Source organism: Pseudomonas edaphica (assembly GCF_965277385.1).
GTDB classification, from domain to species: domain Bacteria; phylum Pseudomonadota; class Gammaproteobacteria; order Pseudomonadales; family Pseudomonadaceae; genus Aquipseudomonas; species Aquipseudomonas edaphica.
Map to the genome: position 1 here is coordinate 3,802,270 of NZ_OZ255725.1, position 25,736 is coordinate 3,828,005.

Consider the following 25,736-nt stretch of genomic DNA (forward strand, 5'->3'; position numbering starts at 1 on the left):
GTAGTCATGCCCAGAGAGGTTCTGTTTACTTGGATTGATGAGTTTTAACTTCAATCAATGCTAAATAAGGAGTTCTCTATGGCTAACCAAAACTCTACTGGCGCGGCAACGTTCAAAATTACGCGAAATGGTGCGGCGCAGTGGGAGTTCACTGCGGAAGGCGTGCTGGTCGATTACCAAAGTTTTATCGCTAATGGCCCTGAACAAGGAAGAAAAACAAGTTTCTCCATTGTTTATCCGGAGTCAGTACAGAAGGACGGTACCTATAACTTTAAGTATGATAAATCGAATGCTGGGTACTTGACTTATCTGCGTGACGGCACACCCTACGACGTTTTTGGCACTGTCAAGGTTGTCACCTCGAAAGACGGGGACAGGCAGGATGTAGAAGTCGATGGGACATTTGAAATTGATTCTCGGACGTTCAGTATCAAAGGCACAGGCTATAACGAATTTAAATTATAATTGGTTAATTGCGTGTGTGATTTAGCCCGCCTGACCTTGAGGTCAGGCGGGCTACTTAGTTAAATATTGTTTTTCGACTTAAACTCCCGACGTCTGCGATGCAACACCGGCTCCGTATACCCATTCGGCTGCTTAGTCCCTTCAATCACCAACTCCACCGCCGCCTGGAACGCGATGTTGCTGTCGAAATCCGGTGCCAGCGGGCGATACAACGCGTCACCGGCATTCTGACGGTCCACCACCGGCGCCATGCGCTTGAGGCTTTCCATCACTTGGGCTTCGTTGACGATACCGTGGCGCAGCCAGTTGGCGATGTGCTGGCTGGAAATGCGCAGGGTGGCGCGGTCTTCCATCAGGCCCACATCGTTGATGTCCGGCACTTTCGAGCAGCCGACGCCCTGGTCGATCCAACGGACCACATAGCCGAGGATGCCCTGGGCGTTGTTATCCAGTTCGTTGCGGATTTCTTCGTCAGACCAATCGGTGTTGCTGGCCAGAGGAATGGTCAGGATATCGTCTACCGAAGCGCGCTCGCGCTTGGCCAGTTCGGCCTGGCGGGCGAACACATCAACCTTGTGGTAGTGCAGCGCATGCAGCGCAGCCGCCGTTGGCGATGGCACCCAGGCGGTGTTGGCGCCGGCCAGTGGGTGAGCGATTTTCTGTTCGAGCATCGCCGCCATCAGGTCGGGCATGGCCCACATGCCTTTACCGATCTGTGCACGACCTTGCAGGCCGGTGCTCAAGCCGATATCGACGTTCCAGTTTTCGTAGGCACCGATCCATTTTTCGGCCTTCATGGCGGCTTTGCGCACCATCGCGCCCGCTTCCATGGAGGTGTGGATTTCATCGCCGGTGCGGTCGAGGAAGCCGGTGTTGATAAACACCACGCGCTCGCTGGCCGCCTTGATGCAGGCCTTGAGGTTGACCGTGGTGCGGCGCTCCTCGTCCATGATCCCGACTTTGAGGGTGTTGCGTGGCAAGTTCAGCACGTCTTCGATGCGGCCAAACAGCTCATTGGTGAACGCGGCTTCTTCGGGGCCGTGCATCTTCGGTTTAACGATGTACACGGAACCGGTGCGGCTGTTCTTGCGGCTGCTGTTGCCATTGAGGCTGTGGATCGCTGCCAGGCTGGTGAGCAGGCCATCGAGGATGCCTTCCGGTACTTCGTTGCCGTCTTTATCCAGGATCGCGTCGATGGTCATCAAGTGGCCAACGTTACGCACAAACAGCAGCGAACGGCCGTGCAGGGTCACGTCCTGGCCATCCACGCCGGTGTAGACGCGGTCGGCGTTCATGGTGCGGGTGAAGGTCTTGCCGCCCTTGGCCACTTCTTCGGCCAGGTCGCCTTTCATCAGGCCGAGCCAGTTGCGGTAGATCACCACTTTGTCATCGGCATCGACGGCGGCGACGGAGTCTTCGCAGTCCATGATGGTGGTCAGCGCGGCTTCCATCAGCACGTCTTTGACGCCGGCGGCGTCGGTCTGGCCGACCGGGGTGCTGGCGTCGATCTGGATTTCGAAGTGCAGGCCGTTGTGTTTGAGCAGGATCGCAATCGGCTCGGCCGCAGGGCCCTGGAAACCGATCAGTTGTGCGTCGTCGCGCAGGCCACTGTTGCTGCCGCCCTTGAGGCTGACGATGAGCTTGCCATCCACCATCTTGTAACCGGTGGAGTCGACGTGGCTGCCGGCGGTGAGCGGCGCGGCTTCGTCGAGGAAAGCACGGGCGAAGGCAATTACCTTGTCGCCACGCACTTTGTTGTAACCCTTGCCCTTCTCGGCGCCGTCGGCTTCGCTGATGGCATCGGTGCCATACAGCGCGTCGTACAGCGAGCCCCAGCGTGCATTGGAGGCGTTGAGGGCGAAGCGGGCATTCATGACCGGCACCACCAGCTGCGGGCCGGCCATGCGGGCAATTTCGTCATCGACATTTTGGGTCGAGGCCTGGAAATCTGCAGCTTCTGGCAGCAGGTATCCGATATCTTGCAGGAAGGCTTTGTACGCCACCGGGTCGTGGGCTTTGCCTGCGTGGGTCTGGTGCCAGGTGTCGATCCGCGCCTGGAAATCATCGCGTTTGGCGAGTAGGGCTTTGTTCTTCGGTGCCAGGTCGTGGATGACCTTGTCGGCGCCGGCCCAGAACTGGTCGGCAGTGATGCCGGTGCCGGGAATGGCTTCGTTGTTCACGAAGTCGAACAGGACTTTGGCGACCTGCAGGCCACCGACTTGAACGTGTTCAGTCATTGCTTGCCTCACTCTGCGGAGCTTATGCGCTGTTTCAGATTTTCATTATGTAGTGCACGGTTGGGCATACTACATGATGACTTGCGGTTGTGAAAATTAGACTAAATACGTCGTTTGGCGACTCATTTTGGTCGTACGGTCACAGCGGAGAATCGGATGTTCTCAAAAAACTATTGGATTGTTCCAGATAAATATAAAAATGGTACACGATTTGTTTTTGACCGCTTCTGTAGGAATTGGCTTTGTGTGGGAGCGGGCTTGCCCGCGAAAGCAATACATCGCCCACGGATGTGTAACTGACACGCCCCCCATCGCGGGCAAGCCCGCTCCCACAGGGTGTGTGCCTATAATCGATGATCAACCCACCGAGGGCTTCGCCATGGACCATCTTGTACTCACTATTATCGCCGCCGACAAACCCGGCCTGGTTGAACGCATTGCGCAGAACATTGCCGCCCACGGCGGTAACTGGCTGGAAAGCCGCATGGCGCACATGGCCGGGCAGTTTGCCGGGATTTTGCGGGTCAGCGTGCCGACGGAACAGCGTCAAGCCCTGGTCGGCGCGCTGGAGGACTTATCCACACATGGCATTCGTGTGCTGGTGGGCGAGGGCAGCAGCGGGCAGGCCTCGGCGTCCAAATCGATCATGATGACGTTGGTGGGCAATGACCGCGCAGGCATCGTGCGCGAAATCACCGCGCTATTGAGCAAACAAGGCGTGAACCTGGCGAGCCTGAGCACGGATGTGCGTCCGGCGCCCATGAGCGGTGATCCCTTGTTTAGCGCCGAAGCGTTGTTGCAGGTGCCGGCCGCGTTGTCCCTGGATACCTTGCAGCTGTCCCTGGAAACCTTGGCCGATGATTTGATGGTGGAACTGCACCACGAGGAATAATCGGTCCACAAGGTTATGCATGGAAATCTTGCATGGGCCTGTGGATAACCTGTAGAGACCCGGCGCCAGGCCATGCCGGCCGGGCTTCTTCGTCGATTGAGCAAAAAACGAGCAGTTTCAATGGCTTGTGCACAAATGGCGGGGATCAGGGTGTGGATAACCTTGGGGTGAATGCCTGCAAGCCACGTGCACTGTGGCTTGCAGAGGTTTGTACGTTATTTGATCAGCGTTTGCGCACCGTCAGCCAGGCATCCAGGCTGTAAACCACCAGGCCCGCCCAGATAAATGCGAAAGCAATCAGCGTGCTGGTCGCCAGGTGTTCACCGAACAGCAGCACCGCTTCCAACAGCACCAGCGTCGGCGCCACGTATTGCAAAAAGCCCAGTGCGGTGTAGGGCAAATGCCGTGCGGCCGCGTTAAAACACACCAGCGGAATCAGCGTAACCGGGCCTGCGGCCACCAGCCACCAGGCTTCGGAGGTGCTCCAAAATTCAAGCTGCGCACTATGGGCCGATGGGTTGAACAACAACCAGGCGACGGCGATCGGCACCAGCATCCAGGTTTCCACCACCAGCCCCGGCAGCGCCTTGACCGGCGCCTGTTTGCGGATCAAACCGTAAAAGCCGAAGGTCAGCGCCAGCACCAGCGACACCCACGGCAAACTGCCGACTTGCCACACTTGCTGCGCGACACCCACCGCCGCCAGCCCGACGGCGATCCATTGCAGACGGCGCAAGCGCTCGCCCAGAATCAGCATGCCCAGCAGCACATTCACCAACGGGTTGATGTAGTAACCCAGGCTCGCTTCCAGCATGCGCCCGCTGTTCACCGACCACACATAGGTCAGCCAGTTGGCCGCAATCAACGAACCGCTGAGTGCCAGAATCGCCAGGCGCTTGGGGTTGTCGCGCAGTTCACGGAACCAGCCGGGGTGCTTCCACACCATCAACAGCAAACCGCCGAACAGCGCCGACCACAACACGCGGTGCACGATGATTTCGGCGGCGGGAACACTGGCGATGGCTTTGAAATAAAGTGGGAAAAGACCCCAGATGACATAGGCACTCAGGCCCAGGATGTACCCTTTGCGGGGGTTGGCGGCGTGCATTGCAGAATCCTTGCTCAGGCAGCTTACAAAGCGCGATTGTAAGGATTTTTGTCAGGCAAGGCAGGGGCTTTTCGGTGGGAGCTGGCTTGCCTGCGATGAAATCACCTTAGTACCACTGATACACCGAGTTGTCTGAATCGCAGGCAAGCCAGCTCCCACACCGGTGGTGTACTGCTCTTTAGAAGAGTTTGAGGGGTTCTTCATTGAGCGCCGACAGTTGCTCACGCAACGCCAACACCTGGTCGCCCCAATACCGCTCGCTGCCAAACCACGGAAAGCTGTGGGGGAACGCCGGGTCATCCCAGCGCCGGGCCAGCCAGGCGCTGTAGTGCATCAGGCGCAAGGCGCGCAGGGGTTCGATCAGCGCCAGTTCGCGTGGGTCGAAGTCGTGGAACTCCTGGTAGCCGTCCATCAATTCCGACAGCTGGCCCAGGCATTCCTGACGGTCGCCCGCGAGCATCATCCACAGGTCCTGCACGGCCGGGCCCATGCGGCAGTCGTCCAGGTCGACGATGTGGAACATCTCGTCGCGGCACATCATGTTGCCGGGGTGGCAGTCACCGTGCATGCGGATGTTCTTGTGTGGTGTGGCCTTGTACACCTCTTCCACGCGCTTGAGCAGGTCGCGCGCGACAGACTCGTAAGCGGGCAGCAGGCTTTTGGGAATGAAATTGCCTTCAAGCAAGGTGTTGAGGGAATCGTGACCGAAGTTTTTCACACCCAAGGCTTCGCGGTGTTCAAACGGGCGGGTGGAACCCACCGCGTGCAAACGGCCAAGCAATTGCCCGAGGCGATACAGCTGATCCAGGTTGCCCGGCTCCGGCGCCCGACCGCCACGGCGTGGGAACAGGGTGAAGCGAAAGCCCGCGTGTTCGAACAGGCTTTCGCCGTTATGCACCAGCGGTGCAACCACCGGCACTTCGCACTCGGCCAGTTCGAAGGTGAAGCGGTGTTCTTCCAGGATCGCTTCGTTGGTCCAGCGCTGGGGGCGGTAGAACTTGGCGATCAGCGGCTCGGAGTCTTCGATGCCCACCTGATACACGCGGTTTTCGTAGCTGTTAAGCGCCAACACGCGCGCGTCGCTGAGAAAGCCGATGCTTTCGACGGCGTCGAGTACTAAATCGGGGGTGAGTGTTTCAAACGGATGGGCCATGCGAACTCCTGCGCGCAGCAGGGCGCCGCGTCCGGCCGGGTATGGTAACGCACCAACGCTGAGATAGGTGGCGACTGTGCCATTGCCATCGCAGGCAAGCCAGCTCCCACACTTGAGCGTGGAATGCGCTCAAAGGTGGGAGCTGGCTTGCCTGCGATGAGGCCCTGTCAGGCGCCGACTATCCCACCATCATCACGCCGAATCGCCATCACCGACGAGCGCGGCTTGCCGTTGGGCAGATGCTCCGGCCAGGTCGAACCCCCGGTTTCCCCCGGATGCTGAATCCCCACAAACAGGGTCTTCTGGTCCGGCGAAAAGCTGATACCCGTGACCTCGCACGCCACCGGCCCGACCATGAAGCGGCGGATTTCCCCGGTGTTGGGGTCGGCGCAGAGCATCTGGTTATTGCCCATGCCGGCGAAGTCGCCCTTGTTGCTGTAGTCGCCGTCGGTGAGGATCCACAGGCGCCCGGCCTTGTCGAACCCCAGGCCGTCGGGGCTGTTGAACATGTTTTGCGGGTTGATGTTGGACGAGCCGCCTTTTGGCGTGCCGGCATGCACACCTGGGTTGCCGGCCACCACAAACAAATCCCAGGTGAAGGTGTTGGCGCCGTGGTTATCCGCGTCGGCTTTCCAGCGCAGGATCTGGCCATACACGTTTTTCTCACGCGGATTCGGCCCGCCCACCGGCTGGCCGTCTTCACCGCGCTTGGCGTTGTTGGTGAGCGTGCAATACACCTGGCCGTCGGTGGGGCTGACCACGATCCATTCCGGGCGGTCCATGCGTGTGGCTTTCACCACACTGGCGGCCAGGCGCGCGTGGATCAGCACTTCGGCCTGGCTGGCAAACCCCGAGCTGGCGTCGATGCCGTTTTTGCCGTGGGTGAGTTCGACCCATTCGCCTTTGCCCTTGGGGTGGTCGGCATTGCCGTCGCCGGCATCGAAAATCGCCACGTATAGGGTGCCGTGGTCGAGCAGGTTCTTGTTGGCTTTAGGGTTGTGGTGGTTGATCGGATCGCGGCTGACGAACTTGTAGATGAACTCGCCACGCTCGTCGTCGCCCATGTACACCACGGCGCGGCCATCACGGGTTTCTGCCAGTGCGGCGTTTTCGTGTTTGAAGCGGCCCAGGGCAGTGCGCTTGACCGGTGTGGATTGCGGGTCGAACGGGTCGATTTCCACCACCCAGCCGTGGCGATTGAGTTCGTTGGGGTTCTTGGCCATGTCGAAGCGCGGGTCGTGCAGGTGCCAATTGATCTCGCGGCTGGCGGCCACCACGCCGTAGCGTTTTTGCCCGGCGTCGAAGCTTTGTTGCGGGTTGCTGCTGCCAAAGCAGTCGGTGAAGTTCTCTTCGCAGGTCAGGTAAGTGCCCCATGGCGTCTTGCCGTTGGCGCAGTTCTGGAAGGTGCCAAGGGCTTTTTTGCCGGTTTTGTCGGCGCTGGTTTTCAGCCAGGCATGGCCGGCAGCGGGGCCACCCAGGCGGATCGGCGAGTTACCGTGGATGCGGCGGTTGTAGCGCGAGTCCTGCACGAACTGCCAGGTGTCGCCCTTGCGCCGCACCTCTATCACCGACACACCTTCGCTGGCCTGGGCCTTGCGCACGTCTTCAGCCGATTGCGGCGCGCCGCCATGGGCGTAGAGGTAGCGGTAGTTGGTATATTCGTTGTTGATGGCCATCAGCGCACGGTTGTTGTCACCGGGGAAGGCGAACAGGCTCATGCCGTCGTTGTTGTCACCGAACTGCTGTTCCTGGGCCTTGGCAGTGCCATTGCCGGACGGGTCGAAGGCTGGCGCGTTCTTGTGCAGCGGCTGGCCCCAACTGATCAGTACCGAGGCGGAGTAACCCGGCGGCAAGGTGATGGCGTCGCTGGTGGCCGCAGCGATGCTGGCAAAGCCCAGCAAGGGGCTGGCGGTGGCAGCGTTCACGGCCATTGCGCTGCGCGTGAGCAGGTTGCCACCCAGGAACATCGCGGCACCGCACAGGGCGCCGGCGCCGATAAAACGGCGGCGGGTGAGGCCGACCATCTGTTCAAGGTCGGTGGCTTGGTTTTCTTCTAATAGGCTCATTTCAGGCTCCCTGCGGTTTTTGCAGACACCTTAAGGAGCGCTCGTGACGAATTTGTTGCAGCTTAAAGATGGCGGGCGCCTAAACCGGTGTGCCGAGCAGCACATTGTTGGGTGAGAATTGCACCTGGACTTGGCCGCCTTCGACGACACCCAGTACCTGGAGCGCGGCGGGCTGCGCCAGGGCGCATAAAACTTGGCCGTTGGGCAGGGTGATGCGCACTTCGCTGGGGCCGTCATCGGCGTCGAGAATCGTCTCTATCACACCGCTCACACAATTGTGTCCAGGTGTTGCAGCCTGCCCGATGGCGAGCAATTCCAGCCATCCGGCCTTGATCAAGGCGACCACTTCAACGCCGGTTTCCAGCTCCAGCCGCTGCGTGCTGTCGTGAGTGATCTGCGCACTCAGGCTCAAGCCGCCCGAGAGTTGCAGGCGAATCAAGTCATTGCGGCCCTGGTGTTCGATGGCGCTGACCTGGCCGTGCAATTGGTTGCGCGCGCTGGTGCGCAACATCAGGCGGCCGAGCAGGTTGAAGTCGCTCGCGTCCTCATCCGAACCCAGCACCTCGGCCTGCAACACTTGCAGGCGTTGGTACAGGCGCAGCACGCGCTCACCTTCGGCCGTCAGCTTGGCGCCGCCGCCACCTTTGCCGCCGACGCTGCGCTCCACCAGCGGCTTTTGCGCCAGGTTGTTCAACTCGTCGATCGCATCCCACGCGGCCTTGTAACTCAGGCCAGCGCTCTTGGCCGCGCGGGTAATCGAGCCCTGCTCGGCAATATGCGCCAACAGGGCGATGCGCTGGGGGCGGCGGATGATGTGTTGGCTGAGTGAGGTCGGCAGAGACATGTGGATACGCTTCGATAAGGTCAGCGGACGTTGCAGGCGCGGCGCACGCGAGTCAAGTCATGAGCCTGGTTTTGGCGTGCGGGCCAGACAGTACACATCGACCTGACGAGCGCCGGCGTCCATCAATAGGCGGGCCAGGCTGTGGGCGGTGGCGCCGGTAGTGAGTACGTCGTCTACCAGCGCAAAGTGGCGGCCCTGCACCTGGGCGCCGGGTGCCAGCGCAAACGCGGTGAGCAGGTTGCGTTGGCGGGTTTTGGCGTCGAGGGCTTGTTGCGCGACGGTTTCATGGGGGCGTAACAACAGGTGTTCATCGTGTGGGAGGTCGAGGTCTTCGCTGAGCCAGCGGGCCAACATCAACGATTGGTTGAAGCCGCGCTCACGCAGACGCTTGCGCGCCATGGGCACCGGCAGTAGGCAGTCGGGGCGGGTAAGTGCGGTGTTGTCGAAACGGTGTTGCAGATACTGGCCCAGCAAGTGTGCGAGCAGATGACCCAGCGGCCAGCGCGACTGGTGTTTGAAGCGGCTGATAAGGGTGTCGACGGGGAAACCGTAGGTCCAGGGTGCGATCACCTGTTTATAGGCAGGCGGCTTTTTTTGACAGGGGCCGCAAATCAAACCCTCCATCGGCAGGGGCAGGGCGCACACCTCGCAATGCTCCAGCAGCCAGGGCAGCTCGGTTTCGCAGACGTTGCACACAGTGTGGTTGGAGTTTGTTGCTTCATCGCAAATTAAACAGGTCTGGTTGTTTTCTAACCAGATGTAAACCTGATGTTTGTATCTGAGTTGACAGTGCATGAATCTTCCTTAAATATGCCGAGCATCCGTGTCGTGACTGACTGTGGGTATTGCGGGTATTGCCGGTATTGCCCTTCCCACAGCGTAAGCCCAAGCATAATCAAGGAATCGCCCATGAGCGCCAGCACCTCTGCCACCCTGCGTCACGATTGGTCTTTAGCCGAAGTCAAAGCGCTGTTTGTGCAACCCTTCAACGACCTGTTGTTCCAGGCGCAGACCGTGCACCGCGCGCATTTCGACGCCAACCGCGTGCAGGTCTCGACCTTGCTGTCGATCAAAACCGGCGCCTGCCCGGAAGATTGCAAATATTGTCCGCAGTCGGGCCACTACAACACCGGTCTGGAAAAAGAAAAGCTGATGGAGGTGCAGAAGGTCCTCGAAGAGGCCGCTCGCGCCAAAGCCATCGGTTCGACGCGCTTCTGCATGGGCGCCGCCTGGAAGCACCCATCGGCCAAAGACATGCCCTACGTGCTGCAGATGGTCAAAGGCGTGAAGGCCATGGGCCTGGAAACCTGCATGACCCTCGGCCGTCTCGACCAGGACCAGACCGAAGCCCTGGCCCAGGCCGGCCTGGACTACTACAACCACAACCTCGACACCTCGCCTGAGTTTTACGGCAGCATTATCACCACCCGCACCTACGGAGAGCGCCTGCAAACCCTGGCCTACGTGCGTGATTCGGGGATGAAGATCTGCTCGGGCGGCATCCTCGGCATGGGCGAGTCCCTCGACGACCGCGCCAACCTGCTGATCCAACTGGCCAACCTGCCGGAGCATCCGGAGTCGGTGCCGATCAACATGCTGGTGAAGGTCGCCGGTACGCCGCTGGAAAACGCCGAAGACATCGACCCGTTTGACTTTATCCGCATGCTCGCCGTGGCGCGCATCCTGATGCCGCAATCCCATGTGCGCTTGTCGGCCGGCCGTGAGGCGATGAACGAGCAGATGCAGGCCCTGGCGTTTTTCGCCGGTGCCAACTCGATCTTCTACGGCGACAAGTTGCTGACCACCGCCAACCCGCAGGCCGACAAGGACATGCAACTGTTCTCGCGCCTGGGGATCTTGCCGGAGGCGCGTGAAGAGCACGCCGATGAAGTGCATCAGGCAGCGATTGAGCAGGCGTTGGTGGAGCAAAAGAGCAGCGAGCAGTTCTATAACGCGGTGGTTTAACGCCTCTCTCCACATTTGAAACGCAATCCAACTGTGGGAGTTGGCTTGCCTGCGATAGCGGTCTTCCAGGCACATTGATACTGAATGTTCTGCCGTCATCGCAGGCAAGCCAGCTCCCACATTGGATCGTGTTCAACCTGAACTGCCGAGGCCTGCATGTCTTTTGATCTCGCCGCGCGCCTCGCTGCCCGCCGGGCCGAACACCTTTATCGCCAACGCCCTTTGCTTGAGAGCCCGCAAGGCCCGCAAGTGGTGGTGGATGGCCAGCCGCTGCTGGCATTCTGCAATAACGACTACCTGGGCCTGGCCAATCATCCACAAGTGATCGAAGCCTGGCGCGCCGGGGCCTCCCGATGGGGCGTGGGCGGTGGCGCTTCGCACCTGGTGATCGGCCATGCCACGCCGCACCATGAACTCGAGGAAGCACTGGCCGACCTCACAGGGCGCCCGCGTGCACTGCTGTTTACCACCGGCTATATGGCCAACCTGGGCGCGGTCACCGCGTTGGTGGGGCAGGGCGATACGGTGCTGGAGGACCGGCTCAACCACGCCTCGCTGCTGGACGCCGGCCTGTTGTCCGGGGCGCGTTTCAACCGCTATCTGCATAACGACGCCAGCAGCCTGGCCAAACGCCTGGAGAAGGCGACCGGCAATACGCTGGTGGTCACCGATGGTGTGTTCAGCATGGACGGTAATCTGGCCGACCTGCCTGCGCTGGCCCGTGAGGCACGCGCCAAAGGCGCCTGGTTGATGGTCGATGACGCCCATGGCTTCGGGCCGTTAGGTGCTACGGGCGGTGGAATTGTCGAGCATTTCGGCTTGAGCCAGGAAGACGTGCCGGTATTGGTCGGCACCCTCGGTAAAGCGTTCGGCACCGCCGGGGCGTTTGTGGCGGGCAGTGAAGAGCTGATCGAAAGCCTGATCCAGTTCGCCCGGCCCTACATCTACACCACCAGCCAGCCACCGGCATTGGCCTGCGCCACTTTGAAAAGCCTGGAGCTGCTGCGCACCGAGCACTGGCGGCGTGAGCACCTCAATGGTCTGATCCGCCAGTTCCGCCAGGGCGCCGAGCAGCTTGGCCTGCGGTTGATGGACAGCTTCACGCCGATCCAGCCGATCCTGATTGGCGACAGCGCCACCGCCATGCGCCTGTCGCAGATGCTGCGCGAGCGCGGCCTGATGGTGACAGCCATCCGCCCACCGACTGTGCCGGCCGGCAGTGCGCGTTTGCGCGTGACACTGACAGCGGCCCACAGCGCGGCCCAGGTGCAGCTATTGTTAAGCGCATTGGAAGCGTGTTTCCGGTTGTTAAGTATTACGGAGCCCGACCATGCGTGATCGACTGGTATTACTGCCCGGTTGGGGGCTCGGCGTTTCACCGCTGGAGCCTTTGGCTGGCGCCTTGCAGGGTTTGGACGAACACCTGCAAGTGCATATCGAACCGTTGCCGGTGCTGGCTTCCAGCGATCTGGATGAATGGCTCGACGAACTCGACGCCACACTGCCGGACAACGCCTGGTTGGGCGGCTGGTCCCTGGGCGGCATGCTCGCTTCCGAGTTGGCGGCGCGGCGCGGCGAGCGCTGCTGCGGGCTGCTGACATTGGCGAGCAACCCGTGTTTTGTCGCCCATCAAGGCTGGCCCAGTGCGATGCCTGCCGAGACGTTCGATGCGTTCCTCGCGGGTTGCCATGCCGATTCTCAGGTCACGCTCAAACGCTTTGGCCTGCTGTGTGCCAAGGGCGCTGCCGACCCGCGCGGGCTGTCGCGCCTGTTGGTCAGCGGGGCGCCGAATACGTTGTCGAGTGTGTTGATGCCGGGCCTGGAACTGCTTGCTCAACTGGATACCCGCGCCGCTTTGCAAGCGTTTCGTGGCCCGCAACTGCACCTGTTTGCGGGGTTGGACGGTTTAGTGCCCGCTGAAGCCGCGGGTGATCTATTGGCCCTGCTGCCCGATGTAGAAATCGGCCTGATTGAACAGGCCGGTCACGCTTTTCTTCTGGAAGACCCTCACGGTGTAGCGGGGGCCATCCAGGCTTTTTTGCATGAGTGTGTTGATGACTGATTTATCCCAGCCGCCACTGCCGGGCGGTTTGCCGGACAAGCGCCAGGTGGCGGCCTCGTTTTCCCGCGCAGCAGCCAGCTACGACAGCGTCGCCGAGTTGCAGCGCGCAGTCGGGCATGAGCTGTTGTCTCGCCTGCCAGCTGCCATCGCGGCCAGACGCTGGCTGGATGTGGGCTGCGGCACGGGTTATTTCAGCCGTGCACTGGGCGAACTGTTGCCAGCAAGCCAAGGCGTAGCGCTGGATATTGCCGAGGGCATGCTCAACCATGCGCGGCCTTTAGGGGGCGCGCAGCACTTTATTGCGGGGGATGCAGAACGCTTGCCGCTTGCAACTGAGAGCTTCCAGCTGCTGTTCTCCAGCCTGGCGGTGCAGTGGTGCGCGAATTTCGACGCGGTGCTCAGTGAGGCCTGTCGTGTGCTGCAACCCGGGGGCGTCTTCGCATTTGCGAGCCTGTGCGTGGGCACCCTGGACGAGTTGCGCCAAAGCTGGCGTGCGGCGGATGGCCTGGTTCACGTCAACCGCTTCCGCACCTTCGAGGCTTACCAACAGCTGTGTGCTGCCAGCGGTTTGCGGGTGCTGAGCCTGGAGCGCCAGCCTCACGTGTTGCATTACCCGGATGTGCGCAGCCTGACCCACGAACTCAAGGCGTTGGGCGCGCATAACCTCAACCCCGGTCGCCCGGGAGGGTTGACGGGGCGCGCGCGGATTGTTGCACTGGTGCACGCTTACGAGCAGTTCCGCCAGGCCCAGGGCCTGCCCGCCACGTACCAAGTGGTGTATGCCGTACTGGAGAAACCGTTATGAGCGCCGCTTATTTCATCACCGGCACCGACACCGATGTGGGCAAAACCACCATCGCCGCCGGGCTGCTGCATGCCGCGCGGCTGGCGGGTAAAAGCACCGCCGCCGGAAAACCGGTGGCCTCAGGCTGCCAGCTCACCCCAAAAGGTTTGCGCAACGCCGACGCTTTAGCACTGCTGGCCGAATGTTCGCTGCCGTTGACCTATGCCGAGGTCAACCCGGTGGCCTTTGAACCCGCGATTGCGCCGCACCTGGCCGCGCGGGAGGCGGGTGTGGCGCTCACGGTGCAATCACTGTTGAAACCGATGCAGCACATACTCGCGCAACACGCCGATTTCACCTTGATCGAAGGCGCAGGCGGCTGGCGGGTGCCGTTGGCCGATCAGGACAACCTGTCAGACCTGGCCATCGCGCTCAAGCTGCCGGTGATCCTGGTGGTGGGCGTGCGTCTGGGTTGTATCAGCCATGCGCTGCTCACCGCCGAAGCCATCGCGCGGGACGGTTTGCCGTTGGCGGGTTGGGTGGCAAATATCATCGACCCCAAGACCTCTCGTCTGGAAGAGAACCTCGCCACCCTGGCTGAGCGGTTGCCTGCGCCGTGCCTGGGGCGGGTGCCAAAGCTCAAGCAGGCCAGCGCGAAAGTGGTGGCCGAGTACCTGGAATTGGACCTGCTTGACTGATTTTGGCTATCGCTAAGGCATTATGCCATTAGTGTTTTTGACGGGCGTTTTGCCAGGATGTCTGCTTCAATTCAAGTTCACGATTCTCTAAAGGCAGGCTTACGCCATGGAAATCTCTGGAAGCAGCGCGTTTTATTCGGGGCTGAGCACTATTCAGGCCGGGCAGAACCGCGTCGACCAGGCCGCCGGCAAAATTGCCGGCGCCGCGACCACCCAGCCCTCGGATGCACAAAGTGATCGTCTGCAAGCCAACGATCGCGCCCAGCCGTCCAACTCGGCGAGCAACATGGTCGAAATGGCCCAAGGCAAGTTTCAAGTGGAGCTGGGCGCGAAAGTTGCCAAGGCTTCGGATGAAATGCTTGGCACGTTGATCGACACCTACGCTTAACTTTCTATCGGCACACGCCGGCTCTTCTGTGGGAGCTGGCTTGTGTGGGAGCTGGCTTGCCTGCGATAGCATCGACTCAATTCTCCTGATACACCGCGGCGCCTGTATCGCAGGCAAGCCAGCTCCCACATTGTCCTGATTCGCCCTCGCGAACTTCTACACTTTCAAATCACGTGGCATCCCGCCGCAGGCCTTGCCGTGCGTGGCATTGATGCGCGTCATGACAAACGGCTTCGGCGCGATGCTTGACAACCCCAGGTCGTAAACGTATGTTTCAAACACCTGTTTGACCGCCATAACAAATCCACGCGGTTGTTCATCCCAGATACATCAGCAGAGGTTTATCGCTATGCCTGACTACAAGGCCCCCTTGCGTGATATTCGCTTCGTTCGTGACGAACTGCTCGGTTATGAAGCGCACTATCAGAGCCTGCCGGCTTGCCAGGACGCTACCCCGGACATGGTTGACGCCATTCTTGAGGAAGGCGCCAAGTTCTGTGAGCAAGTGCTGGCACCGTTGAACCGCGTGGGTGACATCGAAGGGTGTACCTGGAGCGAGTCAGGCGTAAAAACCCCTACTGGTTTCAAAGAAGCCTACAAGCAGTTCGTCGAAGGCGGCTGGCCAAGCCTGGCCCACGACGTGGAGCACGGTGGCCAAGGCCTGCCGGAATCCCTGGGCCTGGCCGTGAGCGAGATGGTTGGCGCCGCCAACTGGTCGTGGGGCATGTACCCTGGCCTGTCCCACGGTGCGATGAACACCATCTCCGAGCACGGCACCCCGCAACAGCAAGACGCTTACCTGACCAAGCTGGTTTCGGGTGAGTGGACCGGCACCATGTGCCTGACCGAGCCGCACTGCGGCACCGACCTGGGCATGCTGCGCACCAAGGCCGAACCTCAGGCTGATGGTTCCTACAAAGTCTCCGGCACCAAGATCTTCATCTCGGCCGGTGAACACGACATGGCCGACAACATCGTCCATATCGTACTGGCCCGCCTGCCGGACGCACCGGCCGGCACCAAGGGTATTTCGCTGTTCATCGTGCCTAAATTCCTGCCGAACGCAGACGGCTCGATCGGCGAGCGCAACGCGGTGACCTGTGGTTCCCTGGAACACAAGATGGGCATCCACGGTAACGCCACCTGCGTGATGAACTTCGACGCGGCCACCGGTTTCCTGATCGGCCCGGCGAACAAAGGCCTGAACTGCATGTTCACCTTTATGAACACCGCTCGCCTGGGCACCGCGCTGCAAGGCTTGTCCCACGCTGAAATCGGCTTCCAGGGCGGCCTGAAATACGCTCGCGACCGCCTGCAAATGCGCTCGCTGACTGGCCCGAAAGCGCCGGACAAAGCCGCTGACCCGATCATCGTGCACCCTGATGTGCGCCGTATGCTGCTGACCATGAAAGCCTTCGCTGAAGGCAACCGTGCGATGGTGTACTTCACCGCCAAGCAAGTGGACATCGTCAAGTACGGCACCGACGACGAAGCCAAGAAGCAAGCCGACGGCCTGCTGGCGTTCATGACCCCAATCGCCAAGGCGTTCATGACCGAGGTCGGTTTTGAATCGGCCAACCACGGTGTGCAGATCTACGGCGGCCACGGCTTTATCGCCGAGTGGGGCATGGAGCAGAACGTTCGCGACAGCCGCATTTCGATGCTGTACGAAGGCACCACCGGCATCCAGGCACTCGACTTGCTGGGCCGTAAAGTGCTGATGACTCAAGGCGAAGCGCTCAAGGGCTTCACCAAGATCGTGCACAAGTTCTGCCAGGCCAACGAAGGCAACGAAGCCGTCAAAGAATTCGTTGCACCGCTGGCGGCACTGAACAAAGAGTGGGGCGAGTTGACCATGAAGGTCGGTATGGCCGCGATGAAAGACCGTGAAGAAGTCGGTGCCGCCTCGGTGGACTACCTGATGTACTCCGGCTACGCGTGCCTGGCTTACTTCTGGGCCGACATGGCACGCCTGGCTGCTGAAAAACTGGCTGCCGGCACCACCGAAGAGGCGTTCTACACCGCCAAGCTGCAGACGGCGCGCTTCTACTTCCAGCGCATCCTGCCGCGTACCCAGACCCATAAGGTCACCATGCTGTCGGGCGCCAACAACCTGATGGACATGAAAGAAGAAGACTTCGGCCTGGCTTACTAAGCCCTGCCGGTCTCCTGAAAACCGCCGCTTCTTTTGGAAGCGGCGGTTTTTTTATGTGCGGCGATAAAAAACACAGCACAGCACTCAGGGATTGCGCGTGGCTGCCGTTACAGTGATGGCAATGTGATACAGGTCACATTGAATGTGCTTAACTGTGCTCAGTGAAGGCACTGTGCCATCTTTCTGGGCGGGTCGGAGCTTTACCCTTGTCACGCGTGTCCGCTGTACGGTTCAGTCATTTTCTCCCTTCGTTGCTGCTGTTGCTGGCCGGGCTCTCGGCTGCGTATGTCAAAGACCTCAGCGTGTTCTTTACCTCGCTGTTCAATGTGCTGCCGACCTTGGTGCTGTTGCTCGGCGGCGCGTACTGCGCGGTGTATCGGCGCCAGCGTGAGCTGTTTCTGATGATCACGGTGTACGTCGTTTACTTCCTGCTCGACACCCAGACCGATTATTACCGCGATAACGGCCGCGTCCGTGAAGACGCCGCAGTGGTGTTCCATCTGTGTTGCTTGCTGTTGCCGTTGCTGTTCAGCATTTACGCGCTGTGGCAGGAGAAAACCCACCTGTTCCGCGACTTTGTGGCGCGCTGCGCCGTGCTTTTTGCGTTTGGCAGCGTAGCCCTGGCGCTTGAGCAGAGTTTCCCCCAAGCCTTGCTGAACTGGCTGGCGGAGATTCGCTGGCCGGCGCTGCATGGCAGCTGGATGAGCCTGATCCAGCTGTCGTACCCGATGTTCCTGATAGGTTTTGTCACCCTGGCGGCGCAGTACTGGTATCAGCCGCGGCCCTTGCACGCGGCGCAACTGGTGGGTTTGCTAGGGCTGTTCTGGATGTTGCCGCAAACCTTTATCCTGCCGTTCACGCTGAACATCATGTGCAGCCAGGTAATGCTGATGATTGCCGCCGGCGTGGCGCACGAGGCTTATCAGATGGCCTTTCGCGATGAACTCACCGGCTTGCCGGGGCGGCGCGCGCTCAATGAGCGCATGCAACGGCTGGGGCGCAATTATGTGTTGGCGATGAGCGACGTCGATCACTTCAAGCGCTTTAACGACACCCACGGCCACGATGTCGGTGACCAAGTGCTGCGGCTGGTGGCCAGCAAGCTGTCGAAGGTCAATGGCGGCGGGCGTGCCTATCGCTATGGCGGGGAAGAGTTTGCCGTGGTGTTCGCTGGCAAGACGTTGGACGAGTGCATGCCGCACCTGGAAGAAATCCGCGAGATCATCGCCAACTACGCCATCAAGCTGCGCAACCCGGACCGTCCCCACGACGACCAGCAGGGCCGCCAACGCCGGGTGGGCAGTGGCGCCTCGAGTGTGTCGGTGACGGTCAGCATCGGCGTGGCCGAGCGCCAGGTCGAGCAGCGCACGCCTGAAGAAGTGCTCAAGTCCGCCGATCAGGCGCTCTACGCGGCCAAGGGCGCGGGGCGTAACTGCGTGGTCGCTGCCGGGCAAACCCGGCGCGGCGCGGTGCGCATGGAGAGCGCTGCCGGTTGAGTGATGGCGGTGTATTCAGCGGTTCTACAGTGATTGTTCGAGGCGATGACCGGCAGTAGGTTGAAAGTATCTGCTGCCGGAGACATTGCCATGCCTGAGTACAAAGCTCCCCTGCGCGACATGCGCTTTCTGATCGACAACGTGTTTGATTTTCACGGCCACTACGCCGCCTTGGGCGCCACCGACGCGAGCCCGGATATGGTCAGCGCGATTCTCGAAGAAGGCGCCAAATTCTGCGAAAACGTGCTGTCGCCGCTCAATCGCAGTGGCGATGAAGAAGGCTGCCACTTCGACAATGGCGTGGTCACCACGCCCAAGGGCTTCAAGGAAGCTTTCGCCCACTACGTGGAAGGCGGCTGGCATGGCGTGGCGGCGGACCCGGTCTACGGTGGCCAGGGCTTGCCGCTGTCCCTGGGCCTGGTGCTCAGCGAAATGATCGGCTCCAGCAACACCTCCTGGGGCATGTACCCGGGTCTCACCCACGGTGCAATGTCGGCGATTCACGCCCACGGCACTGAAGAACAGAAAGCCACCTACCTGACCAAACTCACCGCCGGCGAATGGACCGGCACCATGTGCCTCACCGAAGCCCACTGTGGCACTGACCTGGGTTTGATCAAGACCCGCGCCGTGCCCCAGGCGGACGGCAGTTACGCGGTCACCGGCAGCAAGATCTTTATCTCGGCCGGCGAGCACGACATGAGCGCCAATATCATTCACTTGGTGCTGGCCAAACTGCCGGACGCACCGGCGGGCACCAAAGGTATCTCGTTGTTTATCGTGCCCAAGTTCCATGCCGATTCAGGCGAGCGCAATGCGGTGCACTGTGGTTCCATCGAGCACAAGATGGGCATCAAGGCCTCGGCCACCTGCGTGCTGAACTTTGACGGCGCCAAGGGCTTTTTGATTGGCGAGGCGAACAAAGGCCTCAATTGCATGTTCACCATGATGAACCACGCGCGCCTGGGCACTGGCATGCAGGGTTTGTGCAATGGTGAGGCGAGTTTCCAGGGCGCGATCAAATACGCCAACGACCGCCTGCAAATGCGCTCGCTGACCGGCGCCAAGGCCCCGGATAAAGCCGCCGACCCGATCATCGTGCACGCCGACGTGCGGCGCATGTTGCTGACCATGAAGGCCTTCAATGAAGGCAATCGGGCGCTGACCTACTTCACCGCGCAACTGCTCGACACCGCGCACTTGAGCAGTGACGCCGCCCAACGCCAGGAGGCCGAAGATCTGTTGGCGTTCCTCACACCTATCTGCAAAGCCTTTATGACCGAAACCGGGCTGGAGGTGACCAACCACGGTATGCAGGTGTTCGGCGGCCATGGCTACATTCGCGAATGGGGCATGGAGCAACTGGCGCGTGATGCGCGGATTGCGCCGATCTATGAAGGCACTAATGGCATCCAGGCGCTCGACTTGCTGGGCCGTAAGGTCCTGGGCAGCCAGGGCAAGTTGCTGCGCGGGTTTACCAAGCTTGTGCATAAGTTCTGCGCGGCGAATGCCGAGCACCCGCAGCTCAAGGCCCAGGTTGAGCAGCTCAACCAACTGAACCAGCAATGGGGCGAGCTGACGATGAAGGTCGGCGTGGCTGCCATGAAAAACCCGGATGAAGTGGGCGCGGCGGCGGTGGATTACTTGATGTACAGCGGTTACATCATTCTGGCGTACCTGTGGTTGCGCATGGCCATTGCGGCCCAGTCGCATGACGACGCAGCGTTCGCCCAGGCCAAATTGGCCACCTGCGATTTCTACTTCAAGCGCTTGTTGCCGCGTACTGCAACGCACCGCGCCGCCGTGGAGGCGGGCAGTGAGTGCCTGATGAGCTTGCCTGCGCAGTTGTTTGCCTTGTAAAGGCGACTGAATCACCGCGGTCAAAATGTGGGAGCTGGCTTGCCTGCGATGGCATCAACTCGGTGTACCTGATGTACCGAGGTGTCCGCATCGCAGGCAAGCCAGCTCCCACATTAGCTCTTCGTGTGACCCGAAAATACTTACTGGTCACTAACAGACCCTATGTGTCTCAAATGTTGTTCGGTTACACTCGAAGCCTGTAAAACCGATCCTATCGAATCACTTTTCCTGTTCTCACGAGGTTTGCCATGGCTGATTACAAAGCGCCGCTGCGTGATATGCGCTTCGTCCTCAACGAAGTTTTTGAGGTCGCCAACACCTGGGCCCAATTGCCGGCATTGGCAGACACCGTAGATGCCGAAACCGTTGAAGCGATCCTTGAAGAAGCCGGCAAGGTCACGGCCAAATCCATCGCGCCGCTCAGCCGTAATGGCGACGAGCAAGGTTGCCGTTGGGCGGACACTGCCGTCAGCACGCCGGTTGGTTTCCCACAGGCTTATAAGACCTACGCCGAAGGTGGCTGGGTGGGCGTAGGCGGCGACCCGATCTTCGGCGGCATGGGCATGCCCAAGGCAGTCTCGGCCCAGGTTGAAGAGATGATCAACTCGTCGAGCCTGGCGTTTGGCCTTTACCCGATGCTGACCTCCGGCGCCTGCGTCTCCATCAACACCCACGCCAGCGAAGCGCTCAAGGCTACCTACCTGCCGAAAATGTATTCGGGTGAGTGGGCAGGTTCCATGTGCCTGACGGAAGCGCACGCCGGGACTGACCTGGGCATTATCCGCACCAAGGCTGAGCCTCAGGCGGACGGGTCCTACACCATCAGTGGCACCAAGATCTTTATCACCGGCGGCGAGCATGACCTCACCGACAACATCATCCACCTGGTGCTGGCCAAACTGCCGGATGCACCGGCCGGGCCAAAGGGCATTTCGCTGTTTCTGGTGCCGAAGTTCATGGTCAATGCCGACGGCAGCCTGGGCGCGCGCAACCCGGTGAGCTGCGGCTCCATCGAACACAAGATGGGCATCCAGGCATCCGCGACCTGCGTGATGAACTTCGATGCAGCCGTGGGTTACCTGGTGGGCGAGCCGAACCGTGGGTTGGCGGCGATGTTCACCATGATGAACTACGAGCGTTTGGGTGTGGGTATCCAGGGCCTGGCGTCGGGTGAGCGCTCTTATCAAAACGCGATTGAATACGCGCGCGACCGTCTGCAAAGCCGCTCGCCGACCGGCGCCCAGGCCAAGGACAAAGTGGCCGACCCGATCATCGTGCACCCGGATGTGCGCCGCATGTTGCTGACCATGAAAGCCTCGAACGAAGGCGGTCGTGCGTTCTCCACCTATGTGGCCACGCAATTGGACATCGCCAAGTTCAGTGAAGATGCCGCCGCTCGCGAACGTGCAGACAACCTGGTGGCGCTGCTGACACCTGTTGCCAAGGCCTTCCTCAGCGACCTTGGCCTGGAAACCACCGTGCTCGGCCAGCAGATCTTTGGCGGCCACGGCTACATCCGCGAGTGGGGCCAGGAGCAGTTGGTGCGGGATGTGCGCATCACGCAGATCTACGAAGGCACCAACGGCATTCAAGCGCTGGACTTGATGGGGCGCAAGATCGTTGGCAGCGGCGGGGCGTTCTACACCTTGTTCGCTGACGAGATCCGCCAGTTCATCGCGGCTTCAGGCGCCGAGTTGAGCGAGTTCACCCAACCGCTCAGCGCTGCCGTGGATAACCTGGATGAGTTGACCGCCTGGGTGCTGGACCGCGCCAAGACCAACCTGAATGAAATCGGCGCGGCTTCGGTTGAGTACCTGCACGCCTTTGGCTACATGGCCTATGCCTATATGTGGGCGCGCATGGCCAAGGCCGCGCTGGGCAAAGAGGCTGAAGAAGACTTCTACGCCAGCAAGCTGGGTACCGCGCGCTTCTACTTTGCCCGCCTGCTGCCGCGCATTCATTCACTGAGTGCGTCGGTAAAAGCCGGTAGCGAATCATTGTTTTTGCTGGATGAAGCACTGTTCTAAGGGCTTGGAGGGCGTGTAAGCATTCTCTTACATGACGTGCTGCTATTCGTCCTCTATCGCCAAATTGGATCCACGGATAATCTACTTCACATGGACGTCGCGCAGGAAGCGCAAAGCAACAACACGGACACGTAGGATTCTGCCAGGATGGCGGAGTGAAATGGATGTCAGGGAAACAGTCTGCAAAGCCCCGCTTCGGCGGGGTTTTCTTTTGCCCGCGAAAAAGTCAGGCGCCTGCCTGTGGGGCATTCATTACGTCTTCGAGCAGGGTGCGCAACAACGCCACCGTCGCTTGTTGGCGCTGCACATCGCGGCACACCAACCCCACTTTCAGCGGCACCCTGGGTTCACTCAAGGGCTTCCACAGCAGTGCCTTGCTGTTGTGTTCATCCTGGGAGCGCCCCGGCAATACGGTGGCGAGCTGGGTATGAGGCAGGCTGTCGAGAATCCCTGCCATCGTATTCAACTCCGCCTGCACTTGTGGCCGTCGTCCTAAATTGGATAACTGGCCTTGCCAGATCTGGCGCACCTGAAACTCTTCCCCCAACAGCAGCATCGGCAACTCCGCCGCCTGTTTCAGCGAGACTTTCTTGAATTCCCGCAATGGATGGTCTTCGGGGATGACGACCTTCAGTTCATCTTCGTACAGCAACACGCCGGTTAACCCCGGCTGACGGGGGGGCAAGTAGCTGATGCCTATATCCAGCGAACCGTTGAGCAAACGCCGCTCAATTTCAATCCCGGTCAACTCATAGATCTGCACCACCAGATGCGGTTGGGCTTTGCGCACGCGCTCGAGCATCTGCGGGACCAGGCTGGTGTGCACGGTTTGCAGTACGCCAATGGCCAAGGTGCGCATCGCCTGGCCCTTGAAGTTGCGCAAGGCCTCGACGGCTTGCTGCATGCCGTCGATCAGCGGCAAGGCGTGGTTGTACAAGGTGTGTGCCGCCAGTGTCGGCAACAGGCGCTTGCTGCTGCGCTCGAACAGGCTGACATCCAGGTTCTGCTCCAGCTGGCGAATCTGTTGCGACAAGGCCGGTTGCGAGATCGACAAACGCTCGGCGGCACGGCCCACGTGGCCTTCCTCATACACCGCGACGAAATAACGCAGTTGCTTGAAATCCATAAGGCTTACTTATCGAAAAAGCTGGAAAATCGAAATGGCCGATGGCCCCTTGGACGCCTAGTCTAGCGCCTATTCGCAGGGCTTACAGGGCCGGATCGGGCAATGAACAGCGTTTATGTTGATAGCATTTACATAGGCAAGGCAAAAAACCTCAAGGGTGTGTTTGTACGGGGCGTCGACCAAGGCCCGGTTGCTATTGGGGGTGAGCTGTGAATCTGTTTCGTCGCCCTGCGCCGAGCCTGGACGATTTGATCGTGAACGCGCGCCATGACGGCTTCAGTAAATCCCTGATGCCGACTGTGGCAAGGCCCGCGCAGGTGTTTGTGCGTGGCCAGGGCTCCTGGCTTTGGGACAGCGACGAGCGCGCCTATCTGGATTTCAGCCAGGGCAGCGCCGCCAACAGCCTCGGTCATAGCCCGCAGGTATTGATCAAAGCCCTGGCCGATCAGACTCATATGCTGATCAACCCTGGCAACGGCCTGCACAACCGCGCCCAACTGAACCTCGTCGACCGGCTGTGTGACCACACCGGCAGCGACCAGGGTTACCTGCTCAACAGCGGCTCGGAAGCCTGTGAAGCCGCGATCAAACTGGCGCGTAAATGGGGCCAGCTGTATCGCGGTGGTGCCTATCACATCATCAGCGCCAGCAGCGGTTGTCATGGTCGAAGCTTTGCGGCACTGGCAGCCTCGGCGAGTGCCGGCGGCAACCGTTTTGATCCGCAACTGCCGGGTTTCAGCCATGTGCCCTTCAACGACTTGCCGGCGCTGCACGCCGCCGTCGATGCCCAAACGGTTGCCATCATGTTGGAGCCGATCCAGAGTGAAGCTGGCGTCATTCCTGCTACCGAGCACTATTTGAAGGGGGTCGAGCGCCTGTGCCGCGAACTGGGGATCCTGCTGATCCTCGATGAAGTGCAAACCGGCATTGGCCGTTGCGGCAGCCTGCTGGCTGAACAACAGTACGGCGTGCGTGCCGACATCATCACCCTCGGCAAAGGCTTGGGCGGCGGTGTGCCGTTGGCGGCGTTGCTGGCGCGCGGCAAGGCTTGTTGTTTCGAAGCGGGGGAACTGGAGGGTACGCATCACGGCAATGCTTTGATGGCGTCTGCCGGTACAGCCGTACTCGACGTCGTGTTGGAAAGCGGTTTTCTCGAACAGGTACGCGAATCCGGCCCGTACCTGGGAGAAGGCCTTGCCCGGCTGGCCTATCGATACGGCCATGGGCAACTACGCGGCAACGGACTCCTGTGGGGCCTGACGCTGTCAGATGATTCTGCGGATGCCGTGGTAAAGGCCGCATTGCACGAAGACCTGATCCTTATCGCCCCGCAACCCGACTGTTTGCGTTTTACTCCAGCCTTGAACGTCAGCAAAAGCCACATCGACGAAATGCTCCTGCGCCTGGCGCGCGCGTTCTCCCGCGTGCGTACCGCCCAACTGCAATGTCGCAAGGGCATCGCCGTTTAACCTCTTATTCCTGAACCGTCTCGCGGCATACGCGGCGCCTCCAGCCTGATTCTTTTGGCTGGGGGCGTTTTTTTGTTCGTGAAATTTTTGGATTGAAAACGTTGATTGAGCATCCGTGAAAACAATGGCTTTTTAGCGGGCATCAGCAAGGACTGCCGCTGGTGCACAAAGAATTTTACTTGCTCCGTTACTAATCTGTACCACTGGGTGGTATGTTTGTGGGAAGGGATATCCATGAAGCTTAGGTTGTTCAAGACACGGGACTTTGCTGATGCAGCCGCCAAGGCTTGGATCTGTGATTCGGAGTTAAGGGAAGCATTCAGCGAGATGTTGAAGGGCCAAGCCGATAACCTGGGAGGCGGTGTCTGGAAGAAGCGCCTCAATCAAAACCGTCATCGTTCAATTGTCCTGGCCAAGGGCAGGCACTACTGGATTTATCAGCTGCTATTTGCCAAGCAGAATCAAAGCAATATCAGTCAAAAAGATTTGATTTGGTTTCGGGCGATGGCAAAAACTTATGAAAGCTTAAACGACACACAAGTCCAGCAATTACTGGATTTAAGGGAGTTTGTGGAGATTCATCATGATCAAAAAATATGAAAGTGAAGCGCTGGAGTCGATTCATAAATCTGCCGTAGCACTTCATTCAATTGGAGCAATCAGCAAAACCACCCTCCGAGAATATGACGAAGCGTGCTTATCGACCGTCCCTGAACAAATTCCGGCCGAGCAGATCAAGCAGCTGCGTGAAAGCAGTCATGTCAGTCAGCCCGTTTTCGCTCGCTACCTCAACACCAGCGCCTCCACCGTGAAAAAGTGGGAGTCCGGCGAAAAACAACCCAGCGGCATGGCGCTCAAGTTACTGAGCATCGTACAGAAACACGGCCTGGAGATTCTGGCCTGAAGATGGCCCAATGCCGGACCCCACTGAACCCTCACGA

The 25,736-nt window shown here is 60.0% G+C and carries 23 protein-coding genes; 15 read left to right on the plus strand and 8 right to left on the minus strand.

The genetic code is table 11. The annotated features are described in order from the left end of the window. Positions 1-78: 78 nt before the first annotated feature. On the plus strand, positions 79-465 hold the full coding sequence (locus tag ACQY47_RS17180) for a hypothetical protein (RefSeq protein ID WP_428550518.1): 387 nt from the start codon (positions 79-81) through the stop codon (positions 463-465). Positions 466-524: 59 nt separating this feature from the next. On the opposite strand, the gene ACQY47_RS17185 is transcribed toward ACQY47_RS17180, so the two are convergent. After that, positions 525-2,702, minus strand: a complete 2,178-nt coding sequence (locus tag ACQY47_RS17185; RefSeq protein ID WP_428550521.1) for a malate synthase G — start codon at positions 2,700-2,702, stop codon at positions 525-527. Positions 2,703-3,081: 379 nt separating this feature from the next. Here ACQY47_RS17185 and ACQY47_RS17190 point away from each other — a divergent pair, with 379 nt between their 5' ends. Beyond that, the gene (locus ACQY47_RS17190) at positions 3,082-3,594 is read left to right on the plus strand and encodes a glycine cleavage system protein R (RefSeq protein WP_017138018.1); all 513 of its coding nucleotides are present in this window, start codon (positions 3,082-3,084) and stop codon (positions 3,592-3,594) included. A gap of 223 nt (positions 3,595-3,817) precedes the next feature. On the opposite strand, the gene rarD is transcribed toward ACQY47_RS17190, so the two are convergent. The 5 genes from rarD to ACQY47_RS17215 all read right to left on the minus strand — a co-directional run bounded on the left by rarD (position 3,818) and on the right by ACQY47_RS17215 (position 9,560). Then, on the minus strand, positions 3,818-4,702 hold the full coding sequence (gene rarD, locus ACQY47_RS17195; RefSeq protein WP_017138019.1) for an EamA family transporter RarD: 885 nt from the start codon (positions 4,700-4,702) through the stop codon (positions 3,818-3,820). Positions 4,703-4,880: 178 nt separating this feature from the next. Next, complete coding sequence (locus ACQY47_RS17200; RefSeq protein WP_056857817.1) at positions 4,881-5,855, minus strand: serine/threonine protein kinase; 975 nt, start codon at positions 5,853-5,855, stop codon at positions 4,881-4,883. A gap of 167 nt (positions 5,856-6,022) precedes the next feature. Continuing rightward, entirely contained in the window at positions 6,023-7,921 is a 1,899-nt protein-coding gene (locus ACQY47_RS17205) for a PhoX family protein (protein WP_017138021.1), read from the minus strand. Positions 7,922-8,000: 79 nt separating this feature from the next. Continuing rightward, positions 8,001-8,765 carry a TOBE domain-containing protein gene (locus ACQY47_RS17210; RefSeq protein ID WP_017138022.1) on the minus strand — a complete coding sequence of 255 codons (765 nt, stop codon included), beginning with the start codon at positions 8,763-8,765 and terminating at the stop codon, positions 8,001-8,003. A 57-nt stretch (positions 8,766-8,822) separates the two neighbouring features. Then, positions 8,823-9,560 carry a ComF family protein gene (locus ACQY47_RS17215; RefSeq protein ID WP_428550527.1) on the minus strand — a complete coding sequence of 246 codons (738 nt, stop codon included), beginning with the start codon at positions 9,558-9,560 and terminating at the stop codon, positions 8,823-8,825. A 114-nt stretch (positions 9,561-9,674) separates the two neighbouring features. On the opposite strand from ACQY47_RS17215, the gene bioB reads away from it, so the two are divergent. From bioB to ACQY47_RS17245, 6 genes are all read left to right on the plus strand, one after another. Further along, entirely contained in the window at positions 9,675-10,730 is a 1,056-nt protein-coding gene (gene bioB, locus ACQY47_RS17220; protein WP_017138024.1) for a biotin synthase BioB, read from the plus strand. A 156-nt stretch (positions 10,731-10,886) separates the two neighbouring features. Beyond that, positions 10,887-12,068, plus strand: a complete 1,182-nt coding sequence (gene bioF, locus ACQY47_RS17225; protein ID WP_176991595.1) for an 8-amino-7-oxononanoate synthase — start codon at positions 10,887-10,889, stop codon at positions 12,066-12,068. After that, positions 12,061-12,792: an alpha/beta fold hydrolase gene (locus ACQY47_RS17230; RefSeq protein WP_017138026.1), complete on the plus strand. Its 732-nt coding sequence runs from the start codon at positions 12,061-12,063 to the stop codon at positions 12,790-12,792. The genes bioF and ACQY47_RS17230 overlap by 8 nt, the downstream gene beginning before the upstream one ends. After that, on the plus strand, positions 12,785-13,597 hold the full coding sequence (gene bioC, locus ACQY47_RS17235) for a malonyl-ACP O-methyltransferase BioC (protein WP_017138027.1): 813 nt from the start codon (positions 12,785-12,787) through the stop codon (positions 13,595-13,597). Before ACQY47_RS17230 ends, bioC begins: the two co-directional genes overlap by 8 nt. Next, the gene (bioD, locus tag ACQY47_RS17240; protein WP_428550532.1) at positions 13,594-14,274 is read left to right on the plus strand and encodes a dethiobiotin synthase; all 681 of its coding nucleotides are present in this window, start codon (positions 13,594-13,596) and stop codon (positions 14,272-14,274) included. The genes bioC and bioD overlap by 4 nt, the downstream gene beginning before the upstream one ends. Positions 14,275-14,380: 106 nt before the next feature. After that, on the plus strand, positions 14,381-14,662 hold the full coding sequence (locus tag ACQY47_RS17245; protein ID WP_017138029.1) for a hypothetical protein: 282 nt from the start codon (positions 14,381-14,383) through the stop codon (positions 14,660-14,662). Positions 14,663-14,818: 156 nt separating this feature from the next. Here the strand turns inward: ACQY47_RS17245 and ACQY47_RS17250 are convergent, their stop codons facing one another. Continuing rightward, entirely contained in the window at positions 14,819-14,959 is a 141-nt protein-coding gene (locus tag ACQY47_RS17250; RefSeq protein ID WP_428550535.1) for a hypothetical protein, read from the minus strand. 52 nt (positions 14,960-15,011) lie between these two features. On the opposite strand from ACQY47_RS17250, the gene ACQY47_RS17255 reads away from it, so the two are divergent. The 4 genes from ACQY47_RS17255 (at position 15,012) to ACQY47_RS17270 (ending at position 22,200) form a co-directional block, all read left to right on the plus strand. Further along, positions 15,012-16,817, plus strand: a complete 1,806-nt coding sequence (locus ACQY47_RS17255) for a phenylacyl-CoA dehydrogenase (RefSeq protein WP_017138032.1) — start codon at positions 15,012-15,014, stop codon at positions 16,815-16,817. Between the two features lie 206 nt (positions 16,818-17,023). Next, positions 17,024-18,313: a GGDEF domain-containing protein gene (locus ACQY47_RS17260; protein ID WP_017138033.1), complete on the plus strand. Its 1,290-nt coding sequence runs from the start codon at positions 17,024-17,026 to the stop codon at positions 18,311-18,313. Between the two features lie 90 nt (positions 18,314-18,403). Next, the gene (locus ACQY47_RS17265; RefSeq protein WP_428550540.1) at positions 18,404-20,173 is read left to right on the plus strand and encodes an acyl-CoA dehydrogenase C-terminal domain-containing protein; all 1,770 of its coding nucleotides are present in this window, start codon (positions 18,404-18,406) and stop codon (positions 20,171-20,173) included. 248 nt (positions 20,174-20,421) lie between these two features. Beyond that, positions 20,422-22,200, plus strand: coding sequence for an acyl-CoA dehydrogenase C-terminal domain-containing protein (locus tag ACQY47_RS17270; RefSeq protein ID WP_428550543.1), 1,779 nt, complete (start codon positions 20,422-20,424; stop codon positions 22,198-22,200). A 226-nt stretch (positions 22,201-22,426) separates the two neighbouring features. Here the strand turns inward: ACQY47_RS17270 and ACQY47_RS17275 are convergent, their stop codons facing one another. Beyond that, positions 22,427-23,326: a LysR family transcriptional regulator gene (locus ACQY47_RS17275; protein WP_017138036.1), complete on the minus strand. Its 900-nt coding sequence runs from the start codon at positions 23,324-23,326 to the stop codon at positions 22,427-22,429. Between the two features lie 209 nt (positions 23,327-23,535). Between ACQY47_RS17275 and ACQY47_RS17280 the strand changes: the two genes are divergently transcribed. From ACQY47_RS17280 to ACQY47_RS17290, 3 genes are all read left to right on the plus strand, one after another. Then, complete coding sequence (locus tag ACQY47_RS17280; RefSeq protein WP_428550547.1) at positions 23,536-24,795, plus strand: aspartate aminotransferase family protein; 1,260 nt, start codon at positions 23,536-23,538, stop codon at positions 24,793-24,795. 234 nt (positions 24,796-25,029) lie between these two features. Further along, a complete protein-coding gene (locus tag ACQY47_RS17285; RefSeq protein WP_056857832.1) occupies positions 25,030-25,395 on the plus strand; it encodes a type II toxin-antitoxin system RelE/ParE family toxin in 366 nt (121 codons plus the stop codon). Next, the gene (locus tag ACQY47_RS17290; RefSeq protein WP_099550411.1) at positions 25,379-25,699 is read left to right on the plus strand and encodes a helix-turn-helix domain-containing protein; all 321 of its coding nucleotides are present in this window, start codon (positions 25,379-25,381) and stop codon (positions 25,697-25,699) included. The genes ACQY47_RS17285 and ACQY47_RS17290 overlap by 17 nt, the downstream gene beginning before the upstream one ends. The last annotated feature ends 37 nt before the right edge of the window (positions 25,700-25,736 follow it).

Bases quoted from the DNA above. Each gene is read 5' to 3' on its own strand.
- ACQY47_RS17180 (WP_428550518.1), top strand. From the start codon at position 79: ATGGCTAACCAAAACTCTACTGGCGCGGCAACGTTCAAAATTACGCGA.
- ACQY47_RS17185 (WP_428550521.1), bottom strand. From the start codon at position 2,702: ATGACTGAACACGTTCAAGTCGGTGGCCTGCAGGTCGCCAAAGTCCTG.
- ACQY47_RS17190 (WP_017138018.1), top strand. From the start codon at position 3,082: ATGGACCATCTTGTACTCACTATTATCGCCGCCGACAAACCCGGCCTG.
- rarD (WP_017138019.1), bottom strand. From the start codon at position 4,702: ATGCACGCCGCCAACCCCCGCAAAGGGTACATCCTGGGCCTGAGTGCC.
- ACQY47_RS17200 (WP_056857817.1), bottom strand. From the start codon at position 5,855: ATGGCCCATCCGTTTGAAACACTCACCCCCGATTTAGTACTCGACGCC.
- ACQY47_RS17205 (WP_017138021.1), bottom strand. From the start codon at position 7,921: ATGAGCCTATTAGAAGAAAACCAAGCCACCGACCTTGAACAGATGGTC.
- ACQY47_RS17210 (WP_017138022.1), bottom strand. From the start codon at position 8,765: ATGTCTCTGCCGACCTCACTCAGCCAACACATCATCCGCCGCCCCCAG.
- ACQY47_RS17215 (WP_428550527.1), bottom strand. From the start codon at position 9,560: ATGCACTGTCAACTCAGATACAAACATCAGGTTTACATCTGGTTAGAA.
- bioB (WP_017138024.1), top strand. From the start codon at position 9,675: ATGAGCGCCAGCACCTCTGCCACCCTGCGTCACGATTGGTCTTTAGCC.
- bioF (WP_176991595.1), top strand. From the start codon at position 10,887: ATGTCTTTTGATCTCGCCGCGCGCCTCGCTGCCCGCCGGGCCGAACAC.
- ACQY47_RS17230 (WP_017138026.1), top strand. From the start codon at position 12,061: ATGCGTGATCGACTGGTATTACTGCCCGGTTGGGGGCTCGGCGTTTCA.
- bioC (WP_017138027.1), top strand. From the start codon at position 12,785: ATGACTGATTTATCCCAGCCGCCACTGCCGGGCGGTTTGCCGGACAAG.
- bioD (WP_428550532.1), top strand. From the start codon at position 13,594: ATGAGCGCCGCTTATTTCATCACCGGCACCGACACCGATGTGGGCAAA.
- ACQY47_RS17245 (WP_017138029.1), top strand. From the start codon at position 14,381: ATGGAAATCTCTGGAAGCAGCGCGTTTTATTCGGGGCTGAGCACTATT.
- ACQY47_RS17250 (WP_428550535.1), bottom strand. From the start codon at position 14,959: ATGGCGGTCAAACAGGTGTTTGAAACATACGTTTACGACCTGGGGTTG.
- ACQY47_RS17255 (WP_017138032.1), top strand. From the start codon at position 15,012: ATGCCTGACTACAAGGCCCCCTTGCGTGATATTCGCTTCGTTCGTGAC.
- ACQY47_RS17265 (WP_428550540.1), top strand. From the start codon at position 18,404: ATGCCTGAGTACAAAGCTCCCCTGCGCGACATGCGCTTTCTGATCGAC.
- ACQY47_RS17270 (WP_428550543.1), top strand. From the start codon at position 20,422: ATGGCTGATTACAAAGCGCCGCTGCGTGATATGCGCTTCGTCCTCAAC.
- ACQY47_RS17275 (WP_017138036.1), bottom strand. From the start codon at position 23,326: ATGGATTTCAAGCAACTGCGTTATTTCGTCGCGGTGTATGAGGAAGGC.
- ACQY47_RS17285 (WP_056857832.1), top strand. From the start codon at position 25,030: ATGAAGCTTAGGTTGTTCAAGACACGGGACTTTGCTGATGCAGCCGCC.
- ACQY47_RS17290 (WP_099550411.1), top strand. From the start codon at position 25,379: ATGATCAAAAAATATGAAAGTGAAGCGCTGGAGTCGATTCATAAATCT.